This window comes from Kribbella sp. NPDC000426, from assembly GCF_040300265.1.
In the GTDB taxonomy this organism is placed as follows: Bacteria; Actinomycetota; Actinomycetes; order Propionibacteriales; family Kribbellaceae; genus Kribbella.
This window is the reverse complement of the sequence record NZ_JBEPDK010000013.1, coordinates 62,554-87,379: the sequence shown is the minus strand read 5'-3', so window position 1 is coordinate 87,379 and position 24,826 is coordinate 62,554. Positions and strand designations below refer to the sequence as shown.

The 24,826-nt window shown below is 69.3% G+C and carries 28 protein-coding genes and 1 pseudogene; 7 read left to right on the top strand and 22 right to left on the bottom strand.

All coding sequences use genetic code 11. From position 1 onward, the window contains the following. Positions 1-5: 5 nt before the first annotated feature. Complete coding sequence (gene panC, locus ABT313_RS43470) at positions 6-833, bottom strand: pantoate--beta-alanine ligase (protein WP_134109822.1); 828 nt, start codon at positions 831-833, stop codon at positions 6-8. Further along, complete coding sequence (locus tag ABT313_RS43465) at positions 830-1,705, bottom strand: Rossmann-like and DUF2520 domain-containing protein (RefSeq protein WP_350866756.1); 876 nt, start codon at positions 1,703-1,705, stop codon at positions 830-832. Before ABT313_RS43465 ends, panC begins: the two co-directional genes overlap by 4 nt. Positions 1,706-1,787: 82 nt before the next feature. Here ABT313_RS43465 and ABT313_RS43460 point away from each other — a divergent pair, with 82 nt between their 5' ends. Further along, the gene (locus ABT313_RS43460) at positions 1,788-2,342 is read left to right on the top strand and encodes a 2'-5' RNA ligase family protein (RefSeq protein WP_350866754.1); all 555 of its coding nucleotides are present in this window, start codon (positions 1,788-1,790) and stop codon (positions 2,340-2,342) included. Then, positions 2,339-2,983 (top strand): annotated as a pseudogene (locus ABT313_RS43455) (SAM-dependent methyltransferase); the annotation flags it as partial. The gene ABT313_RS43460 and the pseudogene ABT313_RS43455, both read left to right, overlap by 4 nt. Positions 2,984-3,078: 95 nt before the next feature. Here the strand turns inward: ABT313_RS43455 and ABT313_RS43450 are convergent. Next, positions 3,079-4,479 (bottom strand): PH domain-containing protein, encoded by a 1,401-nt coding sequence (locus ABT313_RS43450; protein WP_502884071.1) that lies wholly within the window; start codon positions 4,477-4,479, stop codon positions 3,079-3,081. Beyond that, a complete protein-coding gene (locus ABT313_RS43445) occupies positions 4,476-4,964 on the bottom strand; it encodes a PH domain-containing protein (protein WP_350866750.1) in 489 nt (162 codons plus the stop codon). Before ABT313_RS43445 ends, ABT313_RS43450 begins: the two co-directional genes overlap by 4 nt. Positions 4,965-4,990: 26 nt before the next feature. Between ABT313_RS43445 and ABT313_RS43440 the strand changes: the two genes are divergently transcribed. Beyond that, positions 4,991-6,184 (top strand): NADH-quinone oxidoreductase subunit D, encoded by a 1,194-nt coding sequence (locus ABT313_RS43440; protein WP_350866748.1) that lies wholly within the window; start codon positions 4,991-4,993, stop codon positions 6,182-6,184. Positions 6,185-6,188: 4 nt separating this feature from the next. Here ABT313_RS43440 and ABT313_RS43435 read toward each other — a convergent pair whose 3' ends face one another. The 16 genes from ABT313_RS43435 to dacB all read right to left on the bottom strand — a co-directional run bounded on the left by ABT313_RS43435 (position 6,189) and on the right by dacB (position 19,637). Beyond that, positions 6,189-6,905: an NADPH-dependent F420 reductase gene (locus ABT313_RS43435; RefSeq protein ID WP_350866747.1), complete on the bottom strand. Its 717-nt coding sequence runs from the start codon at positions 6,903-6,905 to the stop codon at positions 6,189-6,191. Then, positions 6,906-7,685 (bottom strand): inositol monophosphatase family protein, encoded by a 780-nt coding sequence (locus tag ABT313_RS43430; protein ID WP_350866745.1) that lies wholly within the window; start codon positions 7,683-7,685, stop codon positions 6,906-6,908. It abuts the gene before it with no gap. A gap of 47 nt (positions 7,686-7,732) precedes the next feature. After that, positions 7,733-8,125 carry a hypothetical protein gene (locus ABT313_RS43425; RefSeq protein WP_350866744.1) on the bottom strand — a complete coding sequence of 131 codons (393 nt, stop codon included), beginning with the start codon at positions 8,123-8,125 and terminating at the stop codon, positions 7,733-7,735. Between the two features lie 21 nt (positions 8,126-8,146). Then, entirely contained in the window at positions 8,147-8,503 is a 357-nt protein-coding gene (locus ABT313_RS43420) for a hypothetical protein (protein ID WP_350866742.1), read from the bottom strand. A gap of 95 nt (positions 8,504-8,598) precedes the next feature. Continuing rightward, entirely contained in the window at positions 8,599-9,117 is a 519-nt protein-coding gene (locus ABT313_RS43415; protein WP_350866740.1) for a DUF3180 domain-containing protein, read from the bottom strand. 2 nt (positions 9,118-9,119) lie between these two features. After that, entirely contained in the window at positions 9,120-9,677 is a 558-nt protein-coding gene (gene folK / locus ABT313_RS43410; RefSeq protein WP_350866738.1) for a 2-amino-4-hydroxy-6-hydroxymethyldihydropteridine diphosphokinase, read from the bottom strand. Further along, positions 9,674-10,063, bottom strand: a complete 390-nt coding sequence (gene folB / locus ABT313_RS43405; protein ID WP_350866737.1) for a dihydroneopterin aldolase — start codon at positions 10,061-10,063, stop codon at positions 9,674-9,676. The genes folK and folB overlap by 4 nt, the downstream gene beginning before the upstream one ends. Then, complete coding sequence (locus ABT313_RS43400) at positions 10,060-10,536, bottom strand: nuclear transport factor 2 family protein (protein WP_350866735.1); 477 nt, start codon at positions 10,534-10,536, stop codon at positions 10,060-10,062. Before ABT313_RS43400 ends, folB begins: the two co-directional genes overlap by 4 nt. After that, positions 10,533-11,330, bottom strand: a complete 798-nt coding sequence (folP, locus tag ABT313_RS43395) for a dihydropteroate synthase (RefSeq protein WP_350866835.1) — start codon at positions 11,328-11,330, stop codon at positions 10,533-10,535. The genes ABT313_RS43400 and folP overlap by 4 nt, the downstream gene beginning before the upstream one ends. Positions 11,331-11,433: 103 nt before the next feature. Next, positions 11,434-12,570: a S1 family peptidase gene (locus tag ABT313_RS43390; protein WP_350866733.1), complete on the bottom strand. Its 1,137-nt coding sequence runs from the start codon at positions 12,568-12,570 to the stop codon at positions 11,434-11,436. Positions 12,571-12,703: 133 nt separating this feature from the next. Continuing rightward, complete coding sequence (gene folE, locus ABT313_RS43385) at positions 12,704-13,276, bottom strand: GTP cyclohydrolase I FolE (protein ID WP_350866731.1); 573 nt, start codon at positions 13,274-13,276, stop codon at positions 12,704-12,706. Between the two features lie 54 nt (positions 13,277-13,330). Continuing rightward, a complete protein-coding gene (gene ftsH, locus ABT313_RS43380; protein ID WP_350866729.1) occupies positions 13,331-15,370 on the bottom strand; it encodes an ATP-dependent zinc metalloprotease FtsH in 2,040 nt (679 codons plus the stop codon). Between the two features lie 175 nt (positions 15,371-15,545). Then, the gene (gene hpt / locus ABT313_RS43375) at positions 15,546-16,097 is read right to left on the bottom strand and encodes a hypoxanthine phosphoribosyltransferase (RefSeq protein ID WP_130443709.1); all 552 of its coding nucleotides are present in this window, start codon (positions 16,095-16,097) and stop codon (positions 15,546-15,548) included. A gap of 5 nt (positions 16,098-16,102) precedes the next feature. Next, positions 16,103-17,119 carry a tRNA lysidine(34) synthetase TilS gene (tilS, locus tag ABT313_RS43370; RefSeq protein WP_350866727.1) on the bottom strand — a complete coding sequence of 339 codons (1,017 nt, stop codon included), beginning with the start codon at positions 17,117-17,119 and terminating at the stop codon, positions 16,103-16,105. A gap of 25 nt (positions 17,120-17,144) precedes the next feature. Then, the gene (locus ABT313_RS43365) at positions 17,145-18,239 is read right to left on the bottom strand and encodes an Rv3626c family coenzyme F420 biosynthesis-associated protein (protein ID WP_350866726.1); all 1,095 of its coding nucleotides are present in this window, start codon (positions 18,237-18,239) and stop codon (positions 17,145-17,147) included. Positions 18,240-18,278: 39 nt separating this feature from the next. Beyond that, entirely contained in the window at positions 18,279-19,637 is a 1,359-nt protein-coding gene (dacB, locus tag ABT313_RS43360; RefSeq protein WP_350866724.1) for a D-alanyl-D-alanine carboxypeptidase/D-alanyl-D-alanine endopeptidase, read from the bottom strand. Positions 19,638-19,687: 50 nt separating this feature from the next. On the opposite strand from dacB, the gene ABT313_RS43355 reads away from it, so the two are divergent. Further along, positions 19,688-20,176 carry an inorganic diphosphatase gene (locus tag ABT313_RS43355; protein ID WP_350866722.1) on the top strand — a complete coding sequence of 163 codons (489 nt, stop codon included), beginning with the start codon at positions 19,688-19,690 and terminating at the stop codon, positions 20,174-20,176. On the opposite strand, the gene ABT313_RS43350 is transcribed toward ABT313_RS43355, so the two are convergent. After that, entirely contained in the window at positions 20,173-20,604 is a 432-nt protein-coding gene (locus ABT313_RS43350; RefSeq protein WP_350866720.1) for a MarR family winged helix-turn-helix transcriptional regulator, read from the bottom strand. The genes ABT313_RS43355 and ABT313_RS43350 overlap by 4 nt on opposite strands. A gap of 87 nt (positions 20,605-20,691) precedes the next feature. Between ABT313_RS43350 and ABT313_RS43345 the strand changes: the two genes are divergently transcribed. From ABT313_RS43345 to ABT313_RS43335, 3 genes are read left to right on the top strand one after another with little or no spacing between them, the layout of a single operon-like run. Continuing rightward, positions 20,692-21,654 carry a quinone oxidoreductase family protein gene (locus ABT313_RS43345; RefSeq protein ID WP_350866718.1) on the top strand — a complete coding sequence of 321 codons (963 nt, stop codon included), beginning with the start codon at positions 20,692-20,694 and terminating at the stop codon, positions 21,652-21,654. Between the two features lie 12 nt (positions 21,655-21,666). Further along, positions 21,667-22,557, top strand: a complete 891-nt coding sequence (locus tag ABT313_RS43340) for a LysR family transcriptional regulator (RefSeq protein WP_350866716.1) — start codon at positions 21,667-21,669, stop codon at positions 22,555-22,557. A gap of 46 nt (positions 22,558-22,603) precedes the next feature. Continuing rightward, entirely contained in the window at positions 22,604-23,311 is a 708-nt protein-coding gene (locus tag ABT313_RS43335; protein WP_350866714.1) for an SDR family oxidoreductase, read from the top strand. Between the two features lie 12 nt (positions 23,312-23,323). On the opposite strand, the gene ABT313_RS43330 is transcribed toward ABT313_RS43335, so the two are convergent. Beyond that, on the bottom strand, positions 23,324-24,736 hold the full coding sequence (locus ABT313_RS43330; RefSeq protein ID WP_350866712.1) for a C40 family peptidase: 1,413 nt from the start codon (positions 24,734-24,736) through the stop codon (positions 23,324-23,326). Positions 24,737-24,826 lie beyond the last annotated feature (90 nt).

Here is a 24,826-nt window from a genome sequence, read left to right as displayed (position 1 = left end):
CGGATTCAGCGCAGGGTAATGGAGATGTTGTCGATGAGACGGGTCAGGCCGACCCGGGCCGCGATCAGCATGCGGGCCTCACCAGGGCCGATCACCGGCCCCAGATCGGGCGCGCGGAGGGCCAGGTAGTCGATCTTCACCGACGGAACTGCCTCCAGCTCGGCCTGGGCAGCCGTCATCACCGCGTCCGGGCCGTTCATCCCTGCCTTCGCGCCGGCGCTGAGCGCGCGGTACAGCACCAGGGCCTCGTCACGCTCGGTCTCGCTCAGGTAGCGGTTGCGTGAGGACATCGCGAGCCCGTCCGGCTCGCGCACGGTCGGCACCGGCACGATGTCGACGTCCATGTCCAGGTCGCACACCATCTCGCGGATCAGCGTCAGCTGCTGGTAGTCCTTCTCGCCGAACAGCGCCAGATCGGGCGCGGTCAGGTGCAGCAGCTTCGACACCACGGTCAGTACGCCGGAGAAGTGCCCGGGCCGGAACACGCCTTCCAGCTCGTCGGCCAGCGGCCCCGGATGCACGGTGATCGACGGCTCGTTCGGGTACAGCTCGTCTCGCGACGGGTTGAAGACCAGGTCGACACCCTCGTTCTTCGCGATCGCCAGGTCGCTGGCCAGCGTCCGCGGGTAGCGGTCGAAGTCCTCGGACGGCCCGAACTGCAACGGGTTCACGAAGATCGTCAGCACCACGCTGCCGTCCGGTCCGACCCGTTCGCGGGCCTCGGCCAGCAACGCCGCGTGGCCCTCGTGCAGGGCGCCCATCGTCATCACGACCGCCCGGGGCCGGATCGCGGCCGCCGCTCGCAGTTCGGCCTTGGTCTGGGTGAGTCTCATCGCGGTGTCTCCCCTGTCCGATCCTGCCCTGGGACCCCTGCCCGGTGCCCGTCCAGCACCTCGATGAACCGGCGGGCCGTCTCGGCGTCCAGCCGCCCGTCCGCCGCCACCATCTCCACCGTCGCGCGGGCCAGCTCGGCGTACGTCGTGGCCGTGCGGTCCCGCAGTACCTGTAGTGCTGTCAGATGTGCTGCCACCGTGTCGACATCGCCGCGGGCGATCGGCCCGGTGAGCGCATGATGACCGGATCGCAGCGTGTTGTCGAGGGTTGCGGTGACCAGTGGCCGCAGTGTCGCCACCGGATCTGCCACGCCGGCCTCCCGCAGTACGCCGATCGCCTGGGACACCAACGTGGTCAGGTGGTTCGCACCGTGCGCGAGACCGGCGTGGTACCGCGCTCGCTGCTCGTCGGCCACCCACTGCACCTGTGCGCCGAGGGACTTCACCAGTCGCTCTACAACCGGCCTGGCGGCGTCGGGAGCGGTCGCGGTAAACATGACGTCATCCAGCCGCACCAGACCGCCCGGGAAGGTCATCGAGGGGTGCAACGCGACCGGAGTCGCTGCCAGACCCTCGAGCGGGCCTAGCCCATGTGCGCCGGACAGGTGGATGACGTACTGCGCGCTGGTCAACGGCAACGTCTGCGCCACGTCATGGATCAAGTCGTCCGGTACGGCGACCAGTACGACGTCGGCGTGCTGGGTGACCTCGTCGGCTGTCAGCACGGGCACAGCGGGCAGTAGCTGCGCGACGCGGTCCCGGGACGCGTCCGAACGCGCCGTCACTCCGACCAACCGATGCCCGGCTGCCGCCAAGGCTGCTCCCACGGCGGTCCCGGCCCGGCCGGCTCCGATCAAGCCGATCCGTTCCATCACTCACTCTCTTCTCGTTCCAGTCCCACGGCGGGGTACCAGACGATCTATCTGCCAGGGTAGGTGATGAGAGCATGTGCGGGTGAGTGATGCGTGGGCGGCACAGAGCGGATTGACCGCGATTCTGATCACAGTGCCCGAGCTGGCGGCGTACACCGACCGTTGGCGTTCGGTGTCACGGTCGACGGCTCGACCACAGGCTCCGTTGACCGAGCTGATCCCACCGCATGTGACTGTGCTGGTCCCCTGGGTTGCCGAGCCCACTGACGCGGACATTGCTCGACTGCGGTCCGCCGTCTCGTCAGTTCAGCCGTTTGAGCTCAGATTCCAGACAGCGGGTCAGTTCCCCAACGGCACGGCCTGGCTGAAGCCAGAGCCGTTCGAGACTGTGCGGTCACTGCTCCACAGCGTGTTCGCGGCCTTCCCGGAGTGCCCGCCGTACGGCGGTGAGTTCCCGGACGCACATCCGCACCTGACCATCTCGTCGTCCACCCAGGGCGGTCCGGCCGTCGTAGCCGAGGCCCAGGCTGCCCTGGCCGCGACGCCTGCCCCGACAGTCCAGCTGACCGAGCTGGGCCTGTGGCGCGAGGACGCGGCCGGTGTGTGGCATCAGTTCGGCGCCGTACCGCTCGGATGACCTTCCGCGCGGCCTGGCAGGAGGCTCTCTACGGGCCTGACGGCTTCTACCGGCGGGAGCGGCCCGCCGCCCACTTCCGTACGTCGGTGCACGCGTCGATGCTCTTCGGGCAGGCCATCGCGCAGCTCGCCCGGCTGCTTGAGCTCGACGAGGTCGTGGACATCGGCGCCGGCTCCGGCGAACTGGGCAAAGTACTCCGCGCCGAAGGCCTTACTGTGCTCGACATCGAGCTCGACGACGAACTCCCCGAGCGCCTGTCCGGCTTGGTGATCGCCAACGAGTGGCTCGACAACATCCCGTGCGAGGTCGTCGAGTGGGACGACGACGGCACTCCGCAGTACCTGCTCGCCGATTCATCCCCGGGACCCGTTGTCGAAGGCAACGACCTTGCGTGGCTCGACCGCTGGTGGGCTGGTGCGCCGGGCGATCGCGCTGAGGTCGGGACCACTCGTGACGAGGCCTGGGCCGGCGTGCTCGACCGCCTTGAGCCGGGGAGTCTTGCCGTTGCGATCGACTACGGTCACGTGAAAGCAGGCAGGCCGCCGTACGGGACGCTGACCGGCTTCCGCAACGGTCGTGAGTGCGATCCCCTGCCCGACGGCACCTGCGACATCACCGCCCACGTGGCCCTGGACTCTCTCGGCGGCACCGTCGTGAGCCAGCGCGACGCACTGAAAGTCCTCGGGGTCAGCGCGACCAGGCCATCGCTCGACCTGGCGCAGACCGACCCGATGCGCTACCTGTCCGAGCTGTCCTCAGCCGGTGAAGCGGCCGAGCTACTGGACCCTTCCGGCCTGGGCGGGTTCGGCTGGGTCTGGACCGCGAGCGGCGCCGACACCGTACGCCGTGCCTCGCGCGCCCTGTCCGCCTGAGCCTGCACCAGCGCCGCAGCCTCCACCTGGTCGCGGTGCAGCGCAGTGGCGTCCGTCGGGCCGAGCGGGGTGTCCACATGCACGTTGGCCAGTCCCAGCCGCCGCTGCAGTGGTCCCTGCTCCATCCGCACGGACTGCGTCTTGTGGTGCAGCACGATCGACGTACGGCGGCTCACCCAGCCTCGCGTCGTCACCATGACCTGGTCGTCCACGCCGTACGTCAGGTAGCGCCAGCCGATCGGACGCAGCCACTTGCCCCGCTCCGGCGCCGGGTGCATCTGGATAGCAGCCAGGTCGAACCCGGGCAGGACGCGGGACAGCACGTACGCCACCTCGGTACGCTCACCGACCGGAAGCAGCTGTGCGCCCTCGAGAGCGTCGTCGCCGTCCTCCTTCTGACCGGCCACGCCCGCGATGTCCAGCTCGACCCGCGACCAGCCGATCAGCCGCCAGATGAGCGGCTCGGTGATCAGGAGCCCCTGCACCCGGCCAGGCGGGACAGTCTGCCGTTGTACGTCGAACAGCCCGCGCTTCGTCCTCAGGCCGTGGCTGGTGTCGGACAGGGTGAATCCGTGGTTGCCGACGACCTGCTTCCAGATCGGCTGCACCACACCGAGCAGCAGCGGCAGACCGGCGAACAGACCGATGTGGAAGTTCAGCACCATGGTCGCGACGATCAACCAGATCAGTGCGCCGGCGCTACCGACGACGGTGGACGACAGCATGGTCGCACCGAGCAGACGGGTGGTCGGGACAGTCAGCAGGGCCTCGACCTCAGCCTCTTGCTCGCTCTCCTGCTGATCGGCGGCCTGCTGGCCCTTGGCGCGGACCAGCAGCGTCGTGCGGAGCTCCCGCGCCTCGTCGTACCTGAAGTAGCTCAGCTTGCCGTCGCTCTTGCCGCCGCCGGCCACGTCCATCCGCAGCTCGGCCATGCCGAACAGGCGCGCCACGAACGGCTGTGCGACGTCGATCGCCTGGATCCGGTCGAACCGGATGATCCTGGTACGCCGGAACAGGAAGCCGCTGTCCACCCGGATCGCATCGCCGGTCAGCTGCCACTTGGTGAACCACCAGGACAGTGCGCCGAGCAGGATGCCGCCGACCAGCACCGCAGCCAGGCCGATACCGGCGAACGTGAGGTTCTGCCGCAGGCCCTCGTTGTTGACCAGGGCGACAGCCGCGACGACGAAGTACCCCCAGCCCTTCACGAACGGGGTTAGTGGGTGCAGCCGCTGGCCGACCACCTCGGCCGTCTGTTGGGTCACAGGCCCCACGCCTGCGCCTGACCGAGAGCGGACAGCCGGTCACGCAGCCGGCCGGCCTCGTCCGGGTGCAGCCCGGGGATCTTGGCGTCGGTCGCCGGGGTGGCCGTGTGCAGCTCCACGGTGGCCATCCCGTACGCACGCTCCAGCGGCCCGGCGGTCACGTCGACGAACTGCATCCGGCCGTACGGTACGACGACCAGCTCGCGGAACATGATCCCGTGGCTGACCAGCAGCTCGTCCTCGCGCTCGGCGTACTTCCAGGACCGCTGGTTGCGCCCGATCAGGATCCAGGACCAGCCGAGGGCGAGCCCGATCACGACCACCGCGAGTACGCCGTACAGCCAGTCCAGCGTCAGTCCGAGCACGAGCAGCGCCGCGATCGCAGCCAGCCCCGCCACGATCGACGCGTTCAGCCGGCGCAGCGTCGCCAGCTTGGGCGAGACCGGCGTCCAACTGACATCCGAGGGTGCGAAGAGGTCATCCACACACCCAGCCTGTCACGATAGGGGGCATGAGCACGGAAAGAGTCGTCGGAGTCGGGGCCGGAGCTGCCGGATTCGACCCTGCTTATGAGCGTGGCGGAGCCGGCTCGGACCTGCCGACCACCGACATGGTGCTCAACATCGGTCCACAGCACCCGGCGACCCACGGCGTACTGCGGCTGCGGCTCACGCTCGACGGCGAGCGGATCGTCAGCTGCGAGCCGATCATCGGCTACATGCATCGCGGCGCCGAGAAGCTGTTCGAGGTCCGCGACTACCGGCAGATCATCGTGCTGGCCAACCGGCACGACTGGCTGTCGGCGTTCGCCAACGAACTCGGCGTCGTCATCGCGGTCGAGCGGATGATGGGACTCGAAGTACCCGACCGGGCCGTCTGGCTGCGGACGCTGCTGGCCGAGCTGAACCGGGTGCTGAACCACCTGATGTTCCTCGGCTCGTACCCGCTCGAGCTCGGCGCGATCACGCCGGTGTTCTACGCGTTCCGCGAGCGCGAGACCATCCAGGCGGTGATGGAGGAGCTGTCCGGCGGGCGGATGCACTACATGTTCAACCGGGTCGGCGGGCTCAAGGAGGACCTCCCGTACGGCTGGCTCGGGCGCGCGGCCGCCGCCTCCGCCGCGGTTCGCAAGCGCCTGCCCGACATCGAGGAGATCATCCTCGGCAACGAGATCTTCCGCGCCCGCACGATCGGCGTCGGCAAGCTCGCCCCCGAGCTGGTCGCGCAGCACGGCGTCTCCGGCCCGATCGCCCGTGCCTCCGGTGTGGACGCCGACCTCCGCCGCGACGAGCCCTACCTCGCGTACGGCGACCTGCAGGACGTCCTCCGCGTGGTCACCCGCCCCGAAGGTGACTGCTACGCCCGCTTCTCCGTGCTGCTCGAGCAGGTGAAGGTCTCGCTCGACCTGGTCGACGCCTGTCTCGACAAGCTGTCCACGCTGCCGGCCGGACCGGTGAACGTGCGGCTGCCGAAGATCCTGAAGGTGCCGGAGGGCCAGACGTACGCCTGGACCGAGAGCCCGCTCGGCATCAACGGCTACTACCTGGTCTCGCGCGGCGACAAGACTCCCTGGCGGCTGAAGCTCCGCTCGGCCAGCTTCAACAACATCTCCGCACTCCCGGCGCTGCTGCCCGGCACGATGATCCCCGACATGATCGCGATTCTCGGCAGCATGTTCTTCGTCGTCGGCGACATCGACAAGTAGCGCGTCAGAACTCGCGCCCGGCCACCGGCGGGCGGTGCGCGGCCGCGATCAGCTGCACCAGGCCGGCCACCGGGAGCGGCTTGCCTGGATCGGCGTGCCCGGCGGCGCGCTGCTTCGCCGTACTCGCCTTCGACAGGTACGGCGTGACGTACGCCGCCGTCTCCGGCTCGAACCGCCAGCTCTCGCTCAGCGGACCGACGTCGACCACGTCGAAGCCCAGTGTCTGGATCAGCGCCGTGGCCGCGGCCTTCGCGTCCGCGTCGTCACCGGCGATCGGCAGCGCGCTGCGATCAGTCGCGTCGGCGGGCCTGGCGAGGGTGATGATGTTCCGGGCGCTGATGTTGTTGAACGCCTTCACGGTGTGCGCCTCGGGCAAGTGTTCCTGCAGCAGCTGCGCCGTTGTCACCTCCTCGCGGTCGAGCCGGTCGATCCGGCCGTCGCGATGCGGGTAGTAGTTCATCGTGTCCAGCACGACCTTGCCCGCGAACGGTTCGACCGGCAGGTCGGCGTACCGGCCGAGCGGGATGGTCACCAGGACCCAGTCGCCGGCGCGCACGGCCTCGTCGACGGTGCCGGCGCGGACGCCGAGGTCGCGGACCTTGTCGGCGAGGCTCTCCGGGCCGCGCGAGTTCGCCATCACCACGTCGAGGCCGGCGTCGACCGCTAGCCACGCGACCACCGAGCCGATGTTGCCGCTGCCGATGATTCCGAGCGTCGCCATCTACAGTCCCTGGCCGAGCAGTTCCTGCAGCGGTTCGCGGATGCCGTCGGCGACGGCGAAGACGCCGCGGGACTCGGGAGCGTGGTCGGTGCCGTCGAGATCGAGGACGGTGACGCCGGCCTCGCGGCAGATCGCCACACCCGCCATCGTGTCCCACGGCTTGTTGGAGAACATGATCAGCGCGTCGAAGTACCCGTTCGCGGTCCAGGTGAGCGCGGTCGCCGCCGTACCGATCATCCGCAGGCGCTGGACGCGCGGGTACAGGCGCTGGGTCAGGGCGAGCCGCTCGGCGTTCACCGCCTCGGCGTTCGCGCCGACGGCATAGTCGCCCACGGCAACCAATGCGTCGGTCAGGTCGGTGCACTCGCTACCGCGGATCGGCTTGCCGTTGCAGGTGGCGCCGAGACCTTCGGCGGCGGCGTACGTCGTGTTCAGCGCCGGGTGGTCGATCACGCCGGCGACGGCGCGGCCCTCGTGGATCAGGCCGAGCGAGATCGCCCACAGCGGTACGCCGTGGATGAAGTTGACGGTCCCGTCGACCGGGTCGAGCACCCAGCGCGTCCCGTCGGTCGCACCGCCCTCTTCCTCGCCGAGCACCCCGATCTCCGGCGTCTCCCGCTCGAGAAACGCCCGCACCTCCCGCTCCACCGCAAAGTCCACCTCGGAGGCCATGTCCCGATCCCCCTTGGCGGTCAACTCCCCCACCGCCCGCGTCTGCGTAACCACCCGCCCCCGAGCAACCGCAGCCTCAGCAACCTTCAGCAACTTGGCAAAGTCCACACCTAGAACCTACGTCGAACCGCCCTCAGCCGGGCGGTGCGGGTCCATCAGGCGGTCCCCAACGCGCGCTTGCGGCGCCAGGCGGCGGCTGCGGCTACTCCGCCGATGGCCAACGCGCCGACGGCTGCTGCTTGGCCGATCTTGATGGGGCAGCCGGAGGCGCAGTCCGGGATGGGGTACGGCTGGCCGGGGTTGAGTTCGTGGGTTTCTTCGGCGGAGACGTACGCCTCTTCGGCCGGGAACGGGAAGCCCTCCGGGTTCAGTAGGCGGTACCAGTACAGGTCTTCCCACGCCTTGCGCCGGCAGGTGACGTTCACCGACGGTGACTCGTACGGCGTCGGCCCCAGCTGCCCGATCGGCAGATGATCCTCGTTGTAGACCGTGACATGGCCGTTCGGATCGTTCATCGTCACAGCCGGGTAGTTCGCATCCAGCCCCATGACCGCAGTATGGGGCCAGGCTCAGGAGGCGGCCAGACCTCGGAGCTTCAGGTCCACGACGGTGGGCGCGTCGGCCTGCGAGTGCTTGTCGCCGGCGGCAACGACCGTGGCGACCTCTTCGTCGATCTTGTCGAGGCGCTGGTCGATCTTGTCCAGCCGGCGCTGCATCAGGTCGACGAACTCCGCGTTCTCGACCACGCGGGCGCTGGTGATCCGCGAGTACTCCTGCGCGACCTGCGCACGCTCGTCGGAATGGGCCAGCCGCTCGACCAGTAACTGGTGCCGGAACAGGACAGCGCCGGCGATCGCGACCAGAGCTGCACCGACCGCGGCCGCCCGGAGGATCCAGGCATTCTGCGAGAAGAGCGCGATACTCACGCCCAGGCAGACAACGATCAGAGATGCGTTGGCAACGGTGAGAACGGTGGTCCTGGTTCGACGGCGGCTACCCCTTGACCCCATGGACCGACATGTTAGGGGGTCTCGTCGGGGTCCTCGGGAATGCGACACGCGCGTTCGAGCAACAATCCGGCCGTGACGACCAGCACAGAGATCACCGCCGCCGCACCGGCCATGATCACACGGTTACGAGGGCCCGAGGAGCCCATCGCCTGCAGGAAGCTTAACGCGAACCCTGCGTAAACACCGGTACACAACGCGCCGACGAACGCGCTGGCCTTCCCGATCATCAACAGGAACACCGCACGGGACGGCTCCATCCGCTCCCGGCGGACCTGGATCCGCTGGTGGGTGTTGCGGGCGGCGGCGAACAGCAACGCGGCCAGGAACGCCCAGGCGACCAGCGTCAGCCACGACACCGCCGGCGCGACCCCGCCGCCGGACTCGATCGCCTTCACCATCGTGACGCCGATCGCGACCCCGAGGACGGCGATCGCGATCAGCAGCCGGCGCGACGTCGGCCGCACCGAGCCCGGACGCGGCGGCTCCTGCTTGTCCCGGGGTGCCTGCCCCGGCTCGGGACCGCCGGACACCACTACTGCAGCTCGATGTCGAGCTTGGTCACGCCGTCGGTCCCGACCTTGGCCAGCAGCTCGGAGACCGGGCCGTGGCCCGGCAGTACGGCGTCCCGCTCGATGTCGAGCCAGGGCGCGAGCACGAACGCACGCTCGTGCGCCCGCGGGTGCGGGATCGTCAGCTCCTCGGTCTCGATCGTCTTCTGCCCGTAGGTGATCAGGTCGACGTCGAGGGTCCGCGGCGCGCCCGGCACACTGCGTTCCCGGCCGAACGCCTGCTCGATCGCCTGCGCGCGCTCGAGCAGCAGGTCGACACCCAGCGTGGTGTCGGCGAGCAGGACGATGTTCAGGTACGGGCCGGACTCCTCCGGGCCGCCGATCGGCTGGGTCTCGTACACCGGCGAGACATCGACCACCACGACGTCCGGGGTGTCCCGCAGCGCATCGACCGCGCCCTGCAGGTTCGCCTCACGGTCGCCGAGGTTGCTGCCGAGCGACAGGATCAGCTGGCGGATCGGCTTCAGACCACCGCTCAGGGTGTCCGCGTCGATGACGTGGGGACTAGGGGTCTCAGTCACGAGGATTCTCCGGCTCTGCGCTGCACGGTCAGGACAACGTCGTCGAACGGCACCGAGATCGGCGCCGAGGGTTTGTGGATGGTGACCGCCGTCGCTGTCACCCGCTTGTCGGCGAGGCAGAGATCGGCGATGCGCTGGGCGAGGGTCTCGATCAGGTCCACCGGGTCGGTCTCGATCGCGGTGTGCACCTGCTCGGCCACCACCCCGTAGTTCACGGTGTCGGCCAGGTCGTCGGAGGCCGCGGCGGTCCGGGTGTCCAGCTCCAGCCGGACGTCCACGACGAACTCCTGCCCGTCGGCCCGCTCGTGGTCGAACACCCCGTGACGCCCGAAACCGCGGATGCCCCGGATCTCGATCACGTCAGAAGGGGGTACGGGACCGCTCATTCCGCCTCCTCCTGTCGGCCCCCAGACGACGACAGTACCGGGGAGGCATGGTGGATCCACAACCGCCAGCCGCCAGAAGTTCGACGGAAAACGTTCGTCGCGAGCGCTTTTCCGCCCGCGAACCCGTCCTCGGGCGCACCCTCACCCGACGACAGGACATTCTCCGTACACGTGACGTACGCCACGTCTTCATCCACCCGGACCTGCACATCGGTCAGGAAGAACTGGATGTACGGCGTGTTCGCGAAGATCATCGCCCAGGCCCGCATCATCTCGGCGTACCCGGAGATCGCCGCGTTGCCGGGGTGGATGCAGACCGGATCGGGCTCCGGCAGCCAGACGGCCGCCATCAGGTCCAGGTCGCCGGCCTCGAACGCGTTGTAGAACGCGGTGTTCGCATTCAGTACGACGTCCTCGACCGTGGCACCGCGTGCACCATCGCCGCCGGTGCCCTGCCGCGGTCCGTCCGTCATACCGTTCCCCATCTCTTCGCCACTCTGACCGCGTCCGCGTTCGGTGCCACCGCGTGCGCCCGCACACACCAGGCACCCGCTGCGGCGGCCAGGGCGGTCACGGCCACGCTCGCGTCGTCTCGTCGTACGGCCGGTCTGGGTTCGCCGGTCTGCTCGTCGGCGAGCAGCCTACCGAGGAACGTCTTGCGGGACGCACCGATCAGCAACGGTCTTTCCAGTACGGCGAATTCCCGCAACCGGCGCAGGATCTCCCAGTTGTGGTGCGCGTTCTTCGCGAAACCCAGTCCGGGGTCGAGCGCCACCCGGTTCAGGTCGATACCGGCCTGCCGCAGTACGTCGAGCCGCTCGCCCAGTTCGGCGATGACCTCGGCGACGACGTCGTCGTACTCGGCCCGGTTCTGCATGTCGATCGAGTGCCCGCGCCAGTGCATGCACAGGTACGGCGTACCCCGCTCGGAGACCAGCGGGAGCATGTCCGGATCGGCCTGCCCGCCGGACACGTCGTTGATCATCGTGGCGCCGGCGTCGAGCATCAGCTCGGCGACACCGGCCCGCATCGTGTCGACGGAGATGATCGCGCCTTCGGCCGCGAGGGTCTCGATCACCGGAAGGACGCGGCGGATCTCTTCCTCCGTCGTCGGCCGTACTGCGCCCGGCCGCGTCGACTCCCCGCCGACGTCCAGCAGGTCCGCGCCTTCGGCCAGCAACTCCCGCCCGTGCTTGATCGCAGCGGCAGGCTCGAACCACTCACCGCCGTCCGAGAACGAGTCCGGCGTCACGTTCACAACGCCCATGACCAGACACCGGTCGACCACCGGCAGCCCGTCCACGTGAACCCGCTCGACATCCTTCACCACACCACCGTAGTGGCCAGCACCCCCAGACTGTCGTCTGGGCTCAGTTGGCGAGGATCAGCCGGGATTCGGTGGACTGCAGAACCTCGGCGATCGGCTGCGAATACGACTCGTTGGTCTGGCCGGACTTCTCCAGGCACTGGCCGTTGATCAGCGCCGCGCCGCTGGTGATCCCCTGCGCGTAGTTGCCGGTCATGTTGGCGCCGCCGGAGTCGCCGGCCTCCACGCACGCGGTGTGCTGGAACAGGCCGCGGACGATCCGGTTGTTGCCGTAGTTCACCGTGACGTTCCGGGCGACGATCCGGCCGCAGGTCCAGCCGGTGCTCTTCCCGGACTTGCACAGCGTCGATCCGACCGTGGCATCCGCGAGCCCCTTGACCGCGACGTTGCCGGCGCCCCAGCCCTCGACGTACCCCTGCTGGTCCCAGCCCTCGATCACTCCGACCGAGCCGAAGTCGTTGCCGGGGAAGCTCGAGGTGTACGTGTTGCCGAGGACGTAGCCGTTGCGGGAGAACGACGGCTTGCCCGCCGTACAGTGCCCGGCGGTCAGGAAGATCCGGGTCCCCTTGCGGGTCCGGGCGTTGAAGCCGAGCGAGCAGACATACCCGGTGTTCTTGTCGACCTGGACGCCGCCGCGCAGGCTGAAGTCGTCCGCGGTCGGGCGGACGGTCCCCACCACCTGGCGGATCGTCACCCGCTCGCCGTTCGCCACGGCGCGGGACAGGAACCGGTTGGTGATCGAGTCGTGCACACCCTTCGGCACCGACACGACCACGGTCCCCGAGACAGGATCGACGTACCACGACCGCACCTTGCCGGCGCTCGACGTCATCGCCAGCTTGTTCAGCTCACCCTGGACGGCGTTCAGCTGGCGGGCGGTGAAGCGGACCAGGCGCGGGATCGCGCCGATCTGGCGGACCAGCTCGGCCGTGGCCAGATCCGATACAGAGACGATCAGCTTGCCGGAGTTGTCGTAGTAGCTGCCCACCACACCCGAGTCGGACCCGAGCTGCGACTCCAGGGTCTCCGCCACCAGCGGATCCTCGGTCTGCTTCTGGGAGCTCTTGGGTGTGGTCTTGCTCCGCGTGTCCGCGGTGGCCCAGTTCGCTGCGACCAACCCGCCGGCCGTCAGGACGACGACCCCGGCTAGTGCGGCGCCGACCCGGAAACGCCCCGACATCCTGTCCTCCTCACACCGGCACTCTGGTCCCCGTTGGCCGAGTGCCACTACGGAAAGTAAACGCTCAGCGACAGAATGTCCATAGCCACGGATTCTCAAACGTCAACGAGGGCAGGGGGCCGGGAGCTACGGCTCAGCCGACAATCAGGCTCATCGCCTCCGCGCGGGTGACCGGGTTGCGCAGCTGGCCGCGGACCGCGGAGGTGATCGTCTTGGCGCCCGGTTTCCGGACACCGCGCATGGTCATGCACAGGTGTTCGCACTCGATCACCACGATCACGCCGCGCGGCTCGAGGATCTCGACCAGCGATTCGGCGACCTGAGTGGTCAGCCGTTCCTGGATCTGCGGCCGTTTCGCGTACACGTCGACCAGTCGGGCCAGCTTCGACAGCCCGGTGATGCGTCCGTCCCGGCTCGGGATGTACCCGACGTGCGCGACGCCGGTGAACGGGACCAGGTGGTGCTCACACAGGCTCCAGACCTCGATGTCCTTCACCAGGACCATCTCGTCGTGCTCGAGCGCGAACGTGGTCGTCAGGACGTCCTCGGCGGTCTGGCCAAGCCCGGCGGTGATCTCGGCGTACGAACGGGCCACCCGGTCCGGGGTGTCCCGCAGGCCCTCGCGGTCCGGGTCCTCCCCGATCGCGAACAGCAGCTCCCGTATCGCCCGTGCCGCCCGCGCGTGGTCGAAATTCGGTGAGGTCATTCGGCCACTGTAAACAGCGACGCCGCCACCCGAGGGGTGGCGGCGTCGCAGTTGTCACTGCTTGTTCGGCGGGGTCGGCCCGCTGCCGTAGTCCGTCGGCCGGATGGCCTCGTCCGGACCGACGGAGCCGCCCGGCAGCACGTCGTGGAGCGAGCCGTTCTGCTCGGCCCGGCCGTTGCTGCCGGTCGGCATCACCGGCGGCTGGTCCGACGGCACCCGGGTGGACGAGCCGGTCCAGGCCGGCCGCCGCTCCCGCATGATCACCGGCTCGAAGATCCGGGCGATCTGGTGCTTGTCCAGCGTCTCCTTCTCGAGCAGCTCCTCGACCAGGTGGTCCAGCACCGCGCGGTTGTCGACCAGGATGTCGAAGGCCTCCTGGTGCGCGTTCAGGATCAGCTTGCCGACCTCCTCGTCGACCGCCGCGGCGACCTCCTCGGAGTAGTTCCGCTGGCTGCCGAAGTCGCGGCCCAGGAACGGCTCGCTGCCGTCCTGGCCGAACTTGATCGCGCCCAGCCGCTCGGTCATGCCGTACTGCGTGACCATGGCCCGGGCCAGCGCCGACGCCTTCTCGATGTCGTTGCTCGCACCGGTGGTCGGGTCGTGGAAGACCATCTCCTCGGCCGCACGGCCGCCGAGCATGTAGGCCAGCTTGTCGAGCATCTCCGACCGGGTGGTCGAGTACTTGTCCTCGTCCGGCATCACCATCGTGTAGCCGAGCGCGCGGCCACGCGGCAGGATCGTCACCTTCTGCACCGGGTCGGAGTGCGGCAGGGCCGCGGCAACCAGCGCGTGTCCACCTTCGTGGTACGCCGTGAGCACCTTCTCCTTGTCCGACATCAGCCGGGTCCGGCGCTGCGGGCCGGCGATGACGCGGTCGATGGCCTCGTCCAGCGCGCGGTTGTCGACCATCTGCGCGTTCGAGCGGGCGGTCAGCAGGGCCGCCTCGTTCAGCACGTTGGCCAGGTCGGCGCCGGTCATACCCGGCGTCCGGCGGGCCACCGCGGTCAGGTCGACGTCCTGGGCCATCGGCTTGCCGCGGGCGTGCACCTTCAGGATCTTCTCGCGGCCGGGCAGGTCGGGCGCGTCGACCGCGATCTGCCGGTCGAAGCGGCCGGGCCGCAGCAGGGCCGGGTCGAGCACGTCGGGCCGGTTGGTGGCCGCGATCAGGATCACGCCGCCGCGGACGTCGAAGCCGTCCATCTCGACCAGCAGCTGGTTCAGCGTCTGCTCGCGCTCGTCGTGGCCGCCGCCGAGACCCGCGCCACGGTGCCGGCCGACGGCGTCGATCTCGTCGATGAACACAATCGCCGGGGCGTTCGTCTTGGCCTGCTCGAACAGGTCCCGGACGCGGGAGGCGCCGACACCGACGAACATCTCGACGAAGTCCGAACCGGAGATCGAGTAGAACGGCACGCCGGCCTCACCGGCGACCGCGCGGGCCAGCAGGGTCTTACCGGTACCGGGCGGGCCGTAGAGCAGGACGCCCTTCGGGATCTTCGCGCCGACCGCCTGGAACTTGCCGGGCTCCTGCAGGAACTCCTTGATCTCGCCGAGCTCCTCGACCGCCTCGTCGACGCCGGCCACATCGGCGAACGTCGTCTTCGGGGTGTCCTTGGTGATCAGCTTGGCCTTCGACTTGGCGAAGCTCATCACCCGGGAGCCGCCGCCCTGCATCGAGTTCATCAGGAAGATGAACACGACCGCGATCAGCAGGAACGGGATCAGCGTGGAGAACACCTGGCCGATGAAGCTCGGCTTCGGGTTCTCGACGTCGTACCGCTCGATCTTGCCGTCCTGGAACAGGGACTGCAGGTCGGTGCCGAGGGTCTCGCCCTGGCCGTCGACCCAGTGCGCCCGGAGCTTGGTGCCGTCGGTCTTCTCGACCCGGATCTCCTGGTCCGGATCGATCAGCGTCACCGACTTGATCGTCTTGTCGCTCGACGACTTGGCCTGCTGGATCAGCTGCACGACCTGGCCGGTGGCCTCGGTCTTGTACCCGGTCGAGCCGGTCAGGAGCTGCCCGATCACCAGTACGCCCAGGAAGGCGACGACGATCCAGAACAGGGGTCCGCGGAAGATGCGCTTCACGTCCATGATCGAGGCCTAAGCCCCGTCCCTCCTAGCTCGGCAGGCCCGGGTATGGCGGGCTTGTGACGGTAATACCAGTCCAAGTGTCTCGTGTCGCACAAGACAACACAGCACGAGGGTCACCAAAGGACAGTACGACCCGTTGTACAGGCCGTCACCAAGTCTGCCTTGTCGGAGCCGGTCAGGAGTAGACGTGCGGGGCCAGCGTGGCCACACAGCGCAGGTTCCGGTACTTCTCCGCGTAGTCCAGCCCGTAGCCGACGACGAACTCGTCCGGCAGTTCCAGGCCGACGTACTTGACCGGGACCCGCATCTTGGCGGCGTCCGGCTTCACGAACGCGGTGCACAGCTCCAGCGAGGCCGGCTTGCGTGACTCCAGGTTGCTGACCAGCCAGCTCAGCGTGAGCCCGGTGTCGATGATGTCCTCGACGATCAGCACGTGCCGGTTGGTGATATCGGTGTCCAGGTCCTTCTGGATCCGAACCACGCCCGACGACTTGGTCCCCGAGCCGTACGACGAGATGGCCATCCAGTCCATCTCCACGTGCCGGCTGAACGACCTGGCCAGGTCGGCCATCACCATCACCGCGCCGCGCAGGACACCGACCAGCAGCAGGTCCTTGCCCTCGTAGTCGGCCTCGATCCGGGCTGCCAGCTCGCGCAGCTTCGCGAGGATCTGGTCCTCGGTGTAATGGATCTTGGTCAGGTCCTTCTCGATGTCCGCCGCATCCACGGCCATCAGCCTGTCACATCCGGACCCAGGATGATGAATCCGGCCTTGCGGATCGCGCGAACGCCCTGTGGTAGGTCGATCCAGCGCTGTCCGCGCCAGTCGGTCACGAGCGCGTCGACCGCGGCCACGTGTCCCGCGGTCAGGTCCGTGGCCCGGCAACCGGCTTCCAGCGCGGCCTGGCGCAGTACCCGCGTGCGGATCGCAGCGGGCTCGTCGGTCAGTACGCCGACCTCTGCGCGCACCTCCCCCTCGGCGCGACTCAGCGCGGTCTCGGCAGCGTCCGCAGCGAGCAGGTCGAGCGCATCGGCGTCGGCCCGCAGCAGTCCCGCCGTACGAGCCAGCGCCTCGACCACACCGGGTCCCAGCGCCTCCTCCAGCACCGGCAGCACCTCATGTCGCACCCGCACCCGCGTGTACTGCGGGTCGTCGTTGTGCGGGTCGTGCCACGGCCGGAGCCCTGAGGCGATGCACGCCGCCGCCGTAGTGGCTCGCGGTACCTCCAGAAACGGCCGCCGGAGCAGTCCGACCGCCGGAGCCATCCCGGCGAGCGACCGCGCCCCTGATCCACGCCCGAGCCCGAGCAGGACGGTCTCCGCTTGGTCGTCACGGGTGTGAGCCAGCAGTACGACGTCCGCTGCCAGCTCGTCCGCCGCGTCCCGCAGCGCGTCGTACCGCGCAGCGCGGGCCGCAGCCTCCGGACCGCCGTCGCTGCCGACCTCCACCGCACGCACCAGGACAGGCTCGAGCCCGAGCGTCCTGCACTGCTCAGCTGCGGTCGCGGCCACGTGTGCGGAGTCCGGCTGCAGACCATGGTCGACGATGACCGCTCCGGCCCGCAGACCGAGCTTCGGCGCCTCGAAGGCGGTCACGGCCGCAAGAGCGAGTGAATCCGTGCCGCCGGAGCAGGCGACCAGCACAGTGGTCCCCTGCGGCAGCTCGGCGAGTGTCGCCCGGACTGCCTCGCGGGCTCGAGCTATGGCCGGGTGCAGCTTCCCGCGTCTGCGCTCGACCAGCTCCTCCACGGCCGACCCGCCCGTGGCAGCCGGCTCAGCCGTGGAGTCGGGCGACCCAGGCATCGGGGTTCGCGATCTCGGTCTTGGTCGGCAGAGTGTTCGGTCCGGTCCAGACGCGGTTGAAGCCCTCCATACCGACCTGGTCGACCACGCGGCGTACGAAGGCCGCACCGTCCTTGTACTGCCGCAGCTTCGCGTCCAGCCCGAGCAGCCGCTTCAGCAGCTGGTCCACCGGGTTGCCGCTCTGCCGGCGCGACGTGAACTTGGACCGGATGTTCTCGACGGTCGGAATGACCGACGGACCGACCCCGTCCATCACAAAGTCCGCGTGGCCCTCCAGCAACGACATGACCGCGGTCAGCCGGTCCAGAACCGCACGCTGCTCCGGCGACTGCATCAGGTCCACCAGGCTCAGCTCAGCCTCACCACGCACCGACCGCCCCAACCGCTGCACGGCCTCCCGGAACATCGCGGCGTACGCCGACGCGTCCAGCTCAGCCTGGTCGAGGAACAGGGCGATCTCCGACCGCAGGTGATCCCGCAGCCAGGGCACGGCCGTGAACTGCACCCGGTGCGTCTCCTCGTGCAGACACACCCACAGCCGGAAGTCCCGCGGTACGACGCCGAGCTCTGACTCCACGTGCATGACGTTCGGAGCCACGAGCAGCAGCCGACCGGTCAGGTGCGGCCGGTCCGGGTCGGGCTCCGCCGGGTAGAACGGGTCGAACTGACCAAGCACCCGGGACGACAGGAAGGCCAGCAGTGCGCCGGCCTCGATGCCCGTCACCCGTGAGCCGACCGCGGACGAGAGACCGGCCGTCCGCTCCGCCTTCTCGCGCAGCTTGTCCGCCAGCGGCTGCAGCACGGTCCGGAAGCCGTCCGCGTTCGCCTGGACCCAGCCGGGCCGGTCCACGATCACCACGGGCGCCGTCGCCGACGTGGCCTGCAGTCCGGTGAACTCGCGGACATGGCCCTCGGACTCGGCCGCGAACTGGCGCAGCTCGGCGACCACCTGGTCCGCCTCCGCGCGGCTGACCGCCGGGCCGGGGCGCAGGAGCTTCCGCGCCACACCGGTCGCCAGCTGCCAGTCGACCATCTCGGTCGTGGTCTCGCCTTCAGCCGTACTCATACAACGACCCTAGTGCTATGTCCCAACATGCGCCCGTAGTCAGCAGCCGCAGTTGGCCAATGCTGCCGTGGTCCGGTCGAGGGCGGCGCGGGCGTCCAGCGTCTTCGGGACCGGCACGCTGTCACTGGCGACTGCGAACACCAGCAGCGTGCCCGAGCGGTCCCTGGCGTACCCAGCCAGACTGTGGACACCGGTCAGCGTCCCGGTCTTCGCATGGACCAGTCCGGTCCCCGTTCCGGTGCCGGCGGTGGTGAATCGCTCCCTGAGGCTCCCGTTGAAGCCGGCGATCGGCAGTCCGGTCAGGAGATGCCGCAGCTCCGGGTGGTCCTTGGAGACCGCCACCCGGACCGCACCGGCCAGCAGGTCGAGCGGGACCTTGTTGGCCCGGGTCAGGCCGCTGCCGTCGTAGATGCGGGCTTTGCTGACGTCCAGACCGAGCTTGGTGAGCGTGGCGCGCACGCCCTTGACCCCGCCGACGTACGAGCCGCCGTTGCCGGTCACGATGCCGACCTGCCGCAGCAGCACCTCGGCACCGTCGTTGTCGCTGTGCTGGTTGATGTACTCGACGATCTGACCGAGCGTCGGCGACTTCACCAGCGCCAGCGGGGCGACCTGTGACTGTGCCTTCGCAGCCTTGACGGTCGGGGCCACAGTGATCCCGTACGTGCCCAGCAGCTTCGAGAACGAGGTCGCGGCGGCCTGGGCCGGCAAGGGTGCCCGCTTCGCCATCCCGGGCGACAGCCGGCCCTCGTTCACCCAGAGTGCCGTCGTCGGAGCGGCGATCCCCTCCGGGACGTAGTTGGCTTCCCAGTTCGCGTTGACCGCCGGACCGGTGAACAGCGAGGCGTCGTACCCGAGGGTGACCCTGGTGACGCCCTGCGCCTTCAGGGCCTTCGCAGTACTCGCAGCGAGCGTCTGAAGGGTTGCGCGAGCCGGGTAGTCCGGCGCCTGCTTCACAGCGAGCAGCGGGTCGCCGCCGCCGACCAGGACGATCGAGCCCTTGCCGGCACTCACGACCTTGGTGGTGAACGTGTGGTCCGGCCCGAGCGTCGCCAGCGCCGACACGGTGGTCAGGAGCTTCAGAGTCGAGGCAGGTGTGTACGGCGTGGCCGCGCCGACCGAGAACACCGGCTTGCCGCGGGAGGCGTCGTACACGTAGACGCCGTGGTGCGAGCCGAGCGACGGGTCCTTGAGGACGGCGGCGAGCGCCTTGCCGACACCGGCGGCCGTCGGGGCCACGCCTTCGGTCGTCGCCGGTGCCAGGACGGGCGGTGCCTGCTCGGTGGTCTGGACTGATCCGGGTACGGCGCCTGCGCTGCTCACCAGGCCGGCGCCCATGCTCGCGCACAGCGCCGTGGTCAGCAGCGTGACGAATGCCGCACGGGCAGGTCGTGCCACCTGGCTGCTCCTGTCATTCGGTCGGTCGGAACCGTGACAGTATCTGCCGTATGGAGTTCGACGTCTTCATCGAGATCCCCAAGGGCACCCGTAACAAGTACGAGCTGGACCACAAGACCGGGCGGCTCCGGCTGGACCGGACCCTGTTCACGGCCACCCAGTATCCGTCCGACTACGGGTTCATCGAGGACACCCTCGGTCAGGACGGCGACCCGCTGGACGCGCTGGTCCTGCTGACCGAGCCGACCTTCCCCGGCTGCCTGATCAAGGCCCGGGCGATCGGCATGTTCCGGATGACCGACGAGAAGGGCCCGGACGACAAGGTCCTCTGCGTCCCGGCCGGTGACCCGCGCCAGGAACACCTGCGCGACATCCACCACGTGCCGGAGTTCGACCGGCTCGAGATCCAGCACTTCTTCGAGGTCTACAAGGACCTCGAGCCCGGCAAGTCCGTCGAAGGCGCCACCTGGGTAGGCCGCACCGACGCCGAGGCCGAGATCACCGCGTCCTTCGAGCGCCTGAAGACCGAAGGCCACTAATCGGCTGACAGCCGGAGCAGCAGCGCCAGGAGGGTCTTGCGCTCGGCCGCCGTCAGGGGCTCGAGCAGGTCGGCCTCGGCGGCGTAGATCAGCTTGTCCATAGCGTCCAGCTGCTGCTCGCCGGCCGGGGTGATCGCGACGATCTTGCGGCGCCGGTCGGCCGGGTCGACCCGCCGGGCCAGCATCTTCAGGTCCTCGAGCTCGTCGAGCAGCGTGACCAGATCGCTGCGGTCGAAGCCGATGCGGTCGGCAAGCGTCGCCTGCGCAGCCTCGCCGTCGTCGGCCAGGCTGGCGAGCACGTGATAGTGCTGCGTCCGGACGCCGGCCTCCGTCATGTGCTGCCGGACCAGCCGCTGCGCATGCTGGCTCGACCGTCCGAGTGCCCACAGCACCCGGTCGGCCAGCCGATGCGTCGGCGCCTTCTTCACCCCCCAACTCTATTGGCATCGGTCAGCCATAGCGTTATCGTGGGCATCTCCCATTATTTATAGATCCCACGATATGGAGATCCCACAATGCGCGCAGTGCGCTTCCACCGCCACGGCGGTCCCGAAGTCCTCCAGCTCGAGGAGGTCGCCGTACCCGAACCCGCCGCCGGTCAGGTCCTGATCGAAGCCGAGGCGATCGGCGCGAACGCGATCGACGCCGTGCTCCGTCGCGGCGGCTCACCCTGGGACCGCCCGCTCCCCGGCACGCTCACCGGCGACGTCGTCGGCCGGATCGTCAAGCTCGGCCCGGACACCCCGCCCGGTGTCGCCGTCGGTCAGCGCGTCTCGGCGCTCACCGTGGACGCCTTCGCCGACTACGCCGTCGCCGACGCCGCGTTCCTCGCCACGATCCCCGAGGGCGCCGACGCGGGCGAAGCCTCGATGATGTCGCTGACCGCCCCGCTCGCTCTTCGCGTGCTCGAGTCGGGCCAGATTCCGGCCGGTGGCACGGTCCTGATCCAGTCCGCGGCCGGCACGATCGGCCACCTGGCCACTCAGCTGGCCCGCCGCTACGACCCGAAGACGATCATCGGTACGGCGTCCAGCGCGAAGAAGCTCGACTTCATCCGCGACCTCGGCGCCGAGCCGGTCGACCTCAGCGACCCCGACTGGCCGGCCAGGGTCCGCGCCCTCGCGCCGGACGGCGTCGACGCGGTCCTCGACGCGGTCGGCGGCACCGTCTTCGACCAGGGCCTCGAGCTCGTGAAGCCGCTCGGCCGAATGGTCTCGTACGGCGCCATCACGACCGAGGTCCCGGCCGTCCCGGTGCTCGGACTCCAGCTCCGGATCCTCACCGGCGTCTCGCTGTACGGCTGGCAGCAGGCCCGCCCCGACGAGGCCCGCGCCGACATCGCCGAGGTCGTCCGCCGCTGGCAGTCCGGCGAGCTCCGCCCGATCATCCACGCCACGTACCCGCTGACAGACGTCGCCCGCATTCACGAATCCCTCGACGCCCGCGAGAACCTCGGACGCCTGATCGCCATCCCGTGAAACCATGACCGGGTGGAGCTTCGGCAGATGCGGTACTTCGTGGGCGTCGCCGAGGAACTGCATTTCGGCAAGGCCGCGGAGCGGCTCTACATCTCCACCCCGACACTGAGCCAACAGATCAAGCAGCTCGAACGCGAGGTCGGCACCACGCTACTGATCCGACACAGTCGCGGCGTCGAGCTCACCCCAGCTGGCCAGGTGTTCCTGGCCCGCGCCCGCGAAACCCTCCAGGCGGCCGGCCTGGCGCTGAAGGACACGCGCCGGGCCGCCGGCCTGGACGAACCGGTCCTGCGGCTCGGCCTGCTGAACGGCATCCCCGGCTCGCTCCCCGCCGCCCTCGAACAGCTCGCCACCGAACGCTTTCCGAACAGCACGGTCACCCTCGAGGCCGGCACGACGACCGACCAGCTCCGGATGCTGACCGCCGGCGAGATAGATCTCGGCCTGGTCCGGACACCGCTAACGTTGCCTCCAGCAATTACTTCCGAACACCTCGCCGCCGAGGAGCTCGGCGTACTGCTGACCGCGACCCATCCGCTCGCCTCGCATCCGATGCTCACTCTCGACGACCTGAGCGGGCTCGAGCTGATCTGGATCCCACGGGCGGCCGCCCCGGAGTTCTACGACGACGCGATCCGCCGGCTCGGTCCCGGCGTACGGGTCAGCGATATCAGCATGAGCCACTCGCAGCTCCGCTCGGCGTTGCTCGTCCGCAGGTCGGCGATCAGTCTCGGCTCCCGGCGTGCCGCGACCCCGGACGTCGTCTGGCGACCCATCGAGGGCCGGCCGCTGATGGCTCGGTACGCCGCGGTCTGGCGCATCGATTCACGCAATCCGGTACTGCAGGCAATGACCGTTAGCCCCGGCCTAACGGTCGTTAGTCAGCACGTCGTGGTCGACTGACTCGTCCGGTGGTTGGCTCGAAACGTCAACCACCGAAGGAGTTTCAGTGCAGGAACACGTAGTGATCGTCGGCGGCAGCTCCGGTATGGGCCGCGCTCTCGCCGCCGAGCTCGTTGCCCAGGGCAGCGAAGTCACGATCGCCGGCCGCTCGGCCGGCAAGCTCGACGCGGTACGCCGGGAGCTCGGCGTACACACCGTTGCCATGGACCTCGGAATCGAGGCCGACATCGAGCGGCTCTTTGCCGCCACCGGCAAGGTGAACCACATCGTCACCACCGCCGCGGACGTCGGCGGCGCCTACCAGCCGATCAGCGAGTACGACGTGGACGCGGCCCGGTCCGCGGTCGACTCCAAGCTGCTCGGCCCGTTGCTGCTCGCCAAGCACGGCGCGTCCGCACTCGAACCCGGCGGCTCGATCGTGTTCACCTCGGGTATCGCGGCGTACCGCCCCGGACCGCGCGCATCGTTGCTCGCGGCACTCAACGGCGCGCTGGCGTCACTGGCCGCGGCGCTCGCCGTCGAGCTCGCGCCGATCCGGGTCAACGTGGTGTCCCCCGGCTGGGTCGACACCCCGATCTGGCAGGACGTCGCCGGCGACGCGGCGCCCGCCACCTTGGCCGCGATGGCCGACCGCCTCCCGGTCGGCCGCATCGGCCGGACCCAGGACATCGCGGCCGCCATCATCGCCCTGCTGCGCAATGGTTTCATCACCGGCACCGTTCTCCACGCCGACGGCGGACACCGGCTGATCTAGACGGACATAGGGTCAGGGGCGGCCGAAGAAGTTCGGCGGGATCCAGTAGTAGACGCTGTCAATCTGCACCGGCTTCCCGGTCCGCGGCGCGTGGATCATCTCCCCGTTGCCGAGATACATGGCAACGTGGTGGATGGTCCCCGGGTCGCTCGGGTTCGTGGCCCAGAAGATCAGGTCGCCCGGCCGCAGCTCGTCCTCGTCGATGTGCTGGATCTGCTCGTACTGCGCGACGCTGTAGTGCGGGAGCTGGACACCCGCCCGCTCCCAGGCGCCCTGGGTCAGACCCGAGCAGTCCCAGCGCGACGGACCGGTCGCACCCCACAGGTACATGTCGCCGAGCTGCCTCAACGCGAAGTTGATCGCGTCCCGCGCGCTGCCGCCGGAACTGTGCCCGCCGCCCTCGTTGCCGCCGTTGTTGCCGCCGTTGTCGTCGTTGCGCCCCGGCGAGGACGGCTTGTGCTTCGGCTTCTTGCCGTGGTTCTTCTTCGCCTCTTCCCGCGCTTCCTGCTCCTCGCGGGCCCGCTCGGCCGCCTCCGCCCGGCGTTCCGCGGCCTCGCGGGCGGCGATCCGCCGCTTCAGCTCGGCGGCCTTCTTCGCGGCGAGAGCGGCGGCTCGTTGTCGCGCAAGCTCCTCGAGCCCCCGCTGCCGCTGGGCGGCCACCTGCACCGAGGTGTTCTGCAGTACGGCGAGCTGCGCGATCGACTTCGTGCGCTGCACCCCGATCGCGGTCACCGCGGCCGACTGCGCGTCCTCCGCGTCCTCGGCCGCCTTCTTCGCGGCAGCCGCCTCGTCGGTCGCCTTCTTCACCTTCACGACCGCCTGGTCGGCCTGCACCTTGAACAGGTTCGTCATCACCTGGGTGGCCGAGAACCGCAGGTACGACCCCTGCATCGCGGCCGACACCGAGCGGGCCGCGCCGGCGGAGTCGAGCAGGTCCTGCGGGCCGTTCGCGGTGAACAACGGCGCGATCTTCGCCACGTCGCCGCCACCCTGGTACGACGCGGCGGCGAACCGGCCGATCTGCGCCCGCTGGACGGCAAGCGTCTTCTCCGCCTCGGTCGCCCGGGCCGCGGCGGCGGCCGCGTCGGCCTTGGCCTGCTGCAACCGGTAGACGGCGCCGTTGTACGCCTCGTCGGCAATACCGGACTGGATGCCGAGCTGCTCGAGCCGCGCGTTCGCCGCGGCCAGCTGGCGCTCGATGGTCGCGACCTGCGCGGCCTTCGAGGCGGCGGCCTGCTTGGCGCGCTCGACCGCGGCCTTGGACGGGATCACCGGCGGCTTCGGCTTGGCAGCCTCGGCCGCAAGGGGCTGGATGACCATCGTGCCGGCCAAGCAGATCGCGAGCACCCCGGAGAGCAGCGCCCTACCGGTCTTCCCAGTGCTCCCGACCCGCTCGCCGGACGTGGCCCTGAGGGGCGTCCGCATCGGGATCGTTCCTTCCGCCGGTCACGAACCCCTTCCCCAGGGTTCGTGAACTTTTGGTCCTCCTGGACCACATACGTGACACTAGTTGCC

Coding starts and splice junctions, on each gene's coding strand:
- folB (WP_350866737.1), bottom strand. CDS start 10,063: ATGAGCGGTCCCGTACCCCCTTCTGACGTGATCGAGATCCGGGGCATC.
- folP (WP_350866835.1), bottom strand. CDS start 11,330: ATGGGCGTTGTGAACGTGACGCCGGACTCGTTCTCGGACGGCGGTGAG.
- ABT313_RS43345 (WP_350866718.1), top strand. CDS start 20,692: ATGCGCGCAGTGCGCTTCCACCGCCACGGCGGTCCCGAAGTCCTCCAG.
- ABT313_RS43400 (WP_350866735.1), bottom strand. CDS start 10,536: ATGACGGACGGACCGCGGCAGGGCACCGGCGGCGATGGTGCACGCGGT.
- ABT313_RS43365 (WP_350866726.1), bottom strand. CDS start 18,239: ATGAGTACGGCTGAAGGCGAGACCACGACCGAGATGGTCGACTGGCAG.
- ABT313_RS43425 (WP_350866744.1), bottom strand. CDS start 8,125: ATGGGGCTGGATGCGAACTACCCGGCTGTGACGATGAACGATCCGAAC.
- ABT313_RS43330 (WP_350866712.1), bottom strand. CDS start 24,736: ATGCGGACGCCCCTCAGGGCCACGTCCGGCGAGCGGGTCGGGAGCACT.
- ftsH (WP_350866729.1), bottom strand. CDS start 15,370: ATGGACGTGAAGCGCATCTTCCGCGGACCCCTGTTCTGGATCGTCGTC.
- panC (WP_134109822.1), bottom strand. CDS start 833: ATGAGACTCACCCAGACCAAGGCCGAACTGCGAGCGGCGGCCGCGATC.
- ABT313_RS43435 (WP_350866747.1), bottom strand. CDS start 6,905: ATGGCGACGCTCGGAATCATCGGCAGCGGCAACATCGGCTCGGTGGTC.
- ABT313_RS43440 (WP_350866748.1), top strand. CDS start 4,991: ATGAGCACGGAAAGAGTCGTCGGAGTCGGGGCCGGAGCTGCCGGATTC.
- ABT313_RS43390 (WP_350866733.1), bottom strand. CDS start 12,570: ATGTCGGGGCGTTTCCGGGTCGGCGCCGCACTAGCCGGGGTCGTCGTC.
- folE (WP_350866731.1), bottom strand. CDS start 13,276: ATGACCTCACCGAATTTCGACCACGCGCGGGCGGCACGGGCGATACGG.
- ABT313_RS43355 (WP_350866722.1), top strand. CDS start 19,688: ATGGAGTTCGACGTCTTCATCGAGATCCCCAAGGGCACCCGTAACAAG.
- ABT313_RS43465 (WP_350866756.1), bottom strand. CDS start 1,705: ATGGAACGGATCGGCTTGATCGGAGCCGGCCGGGCCGGGACCGCCGTG.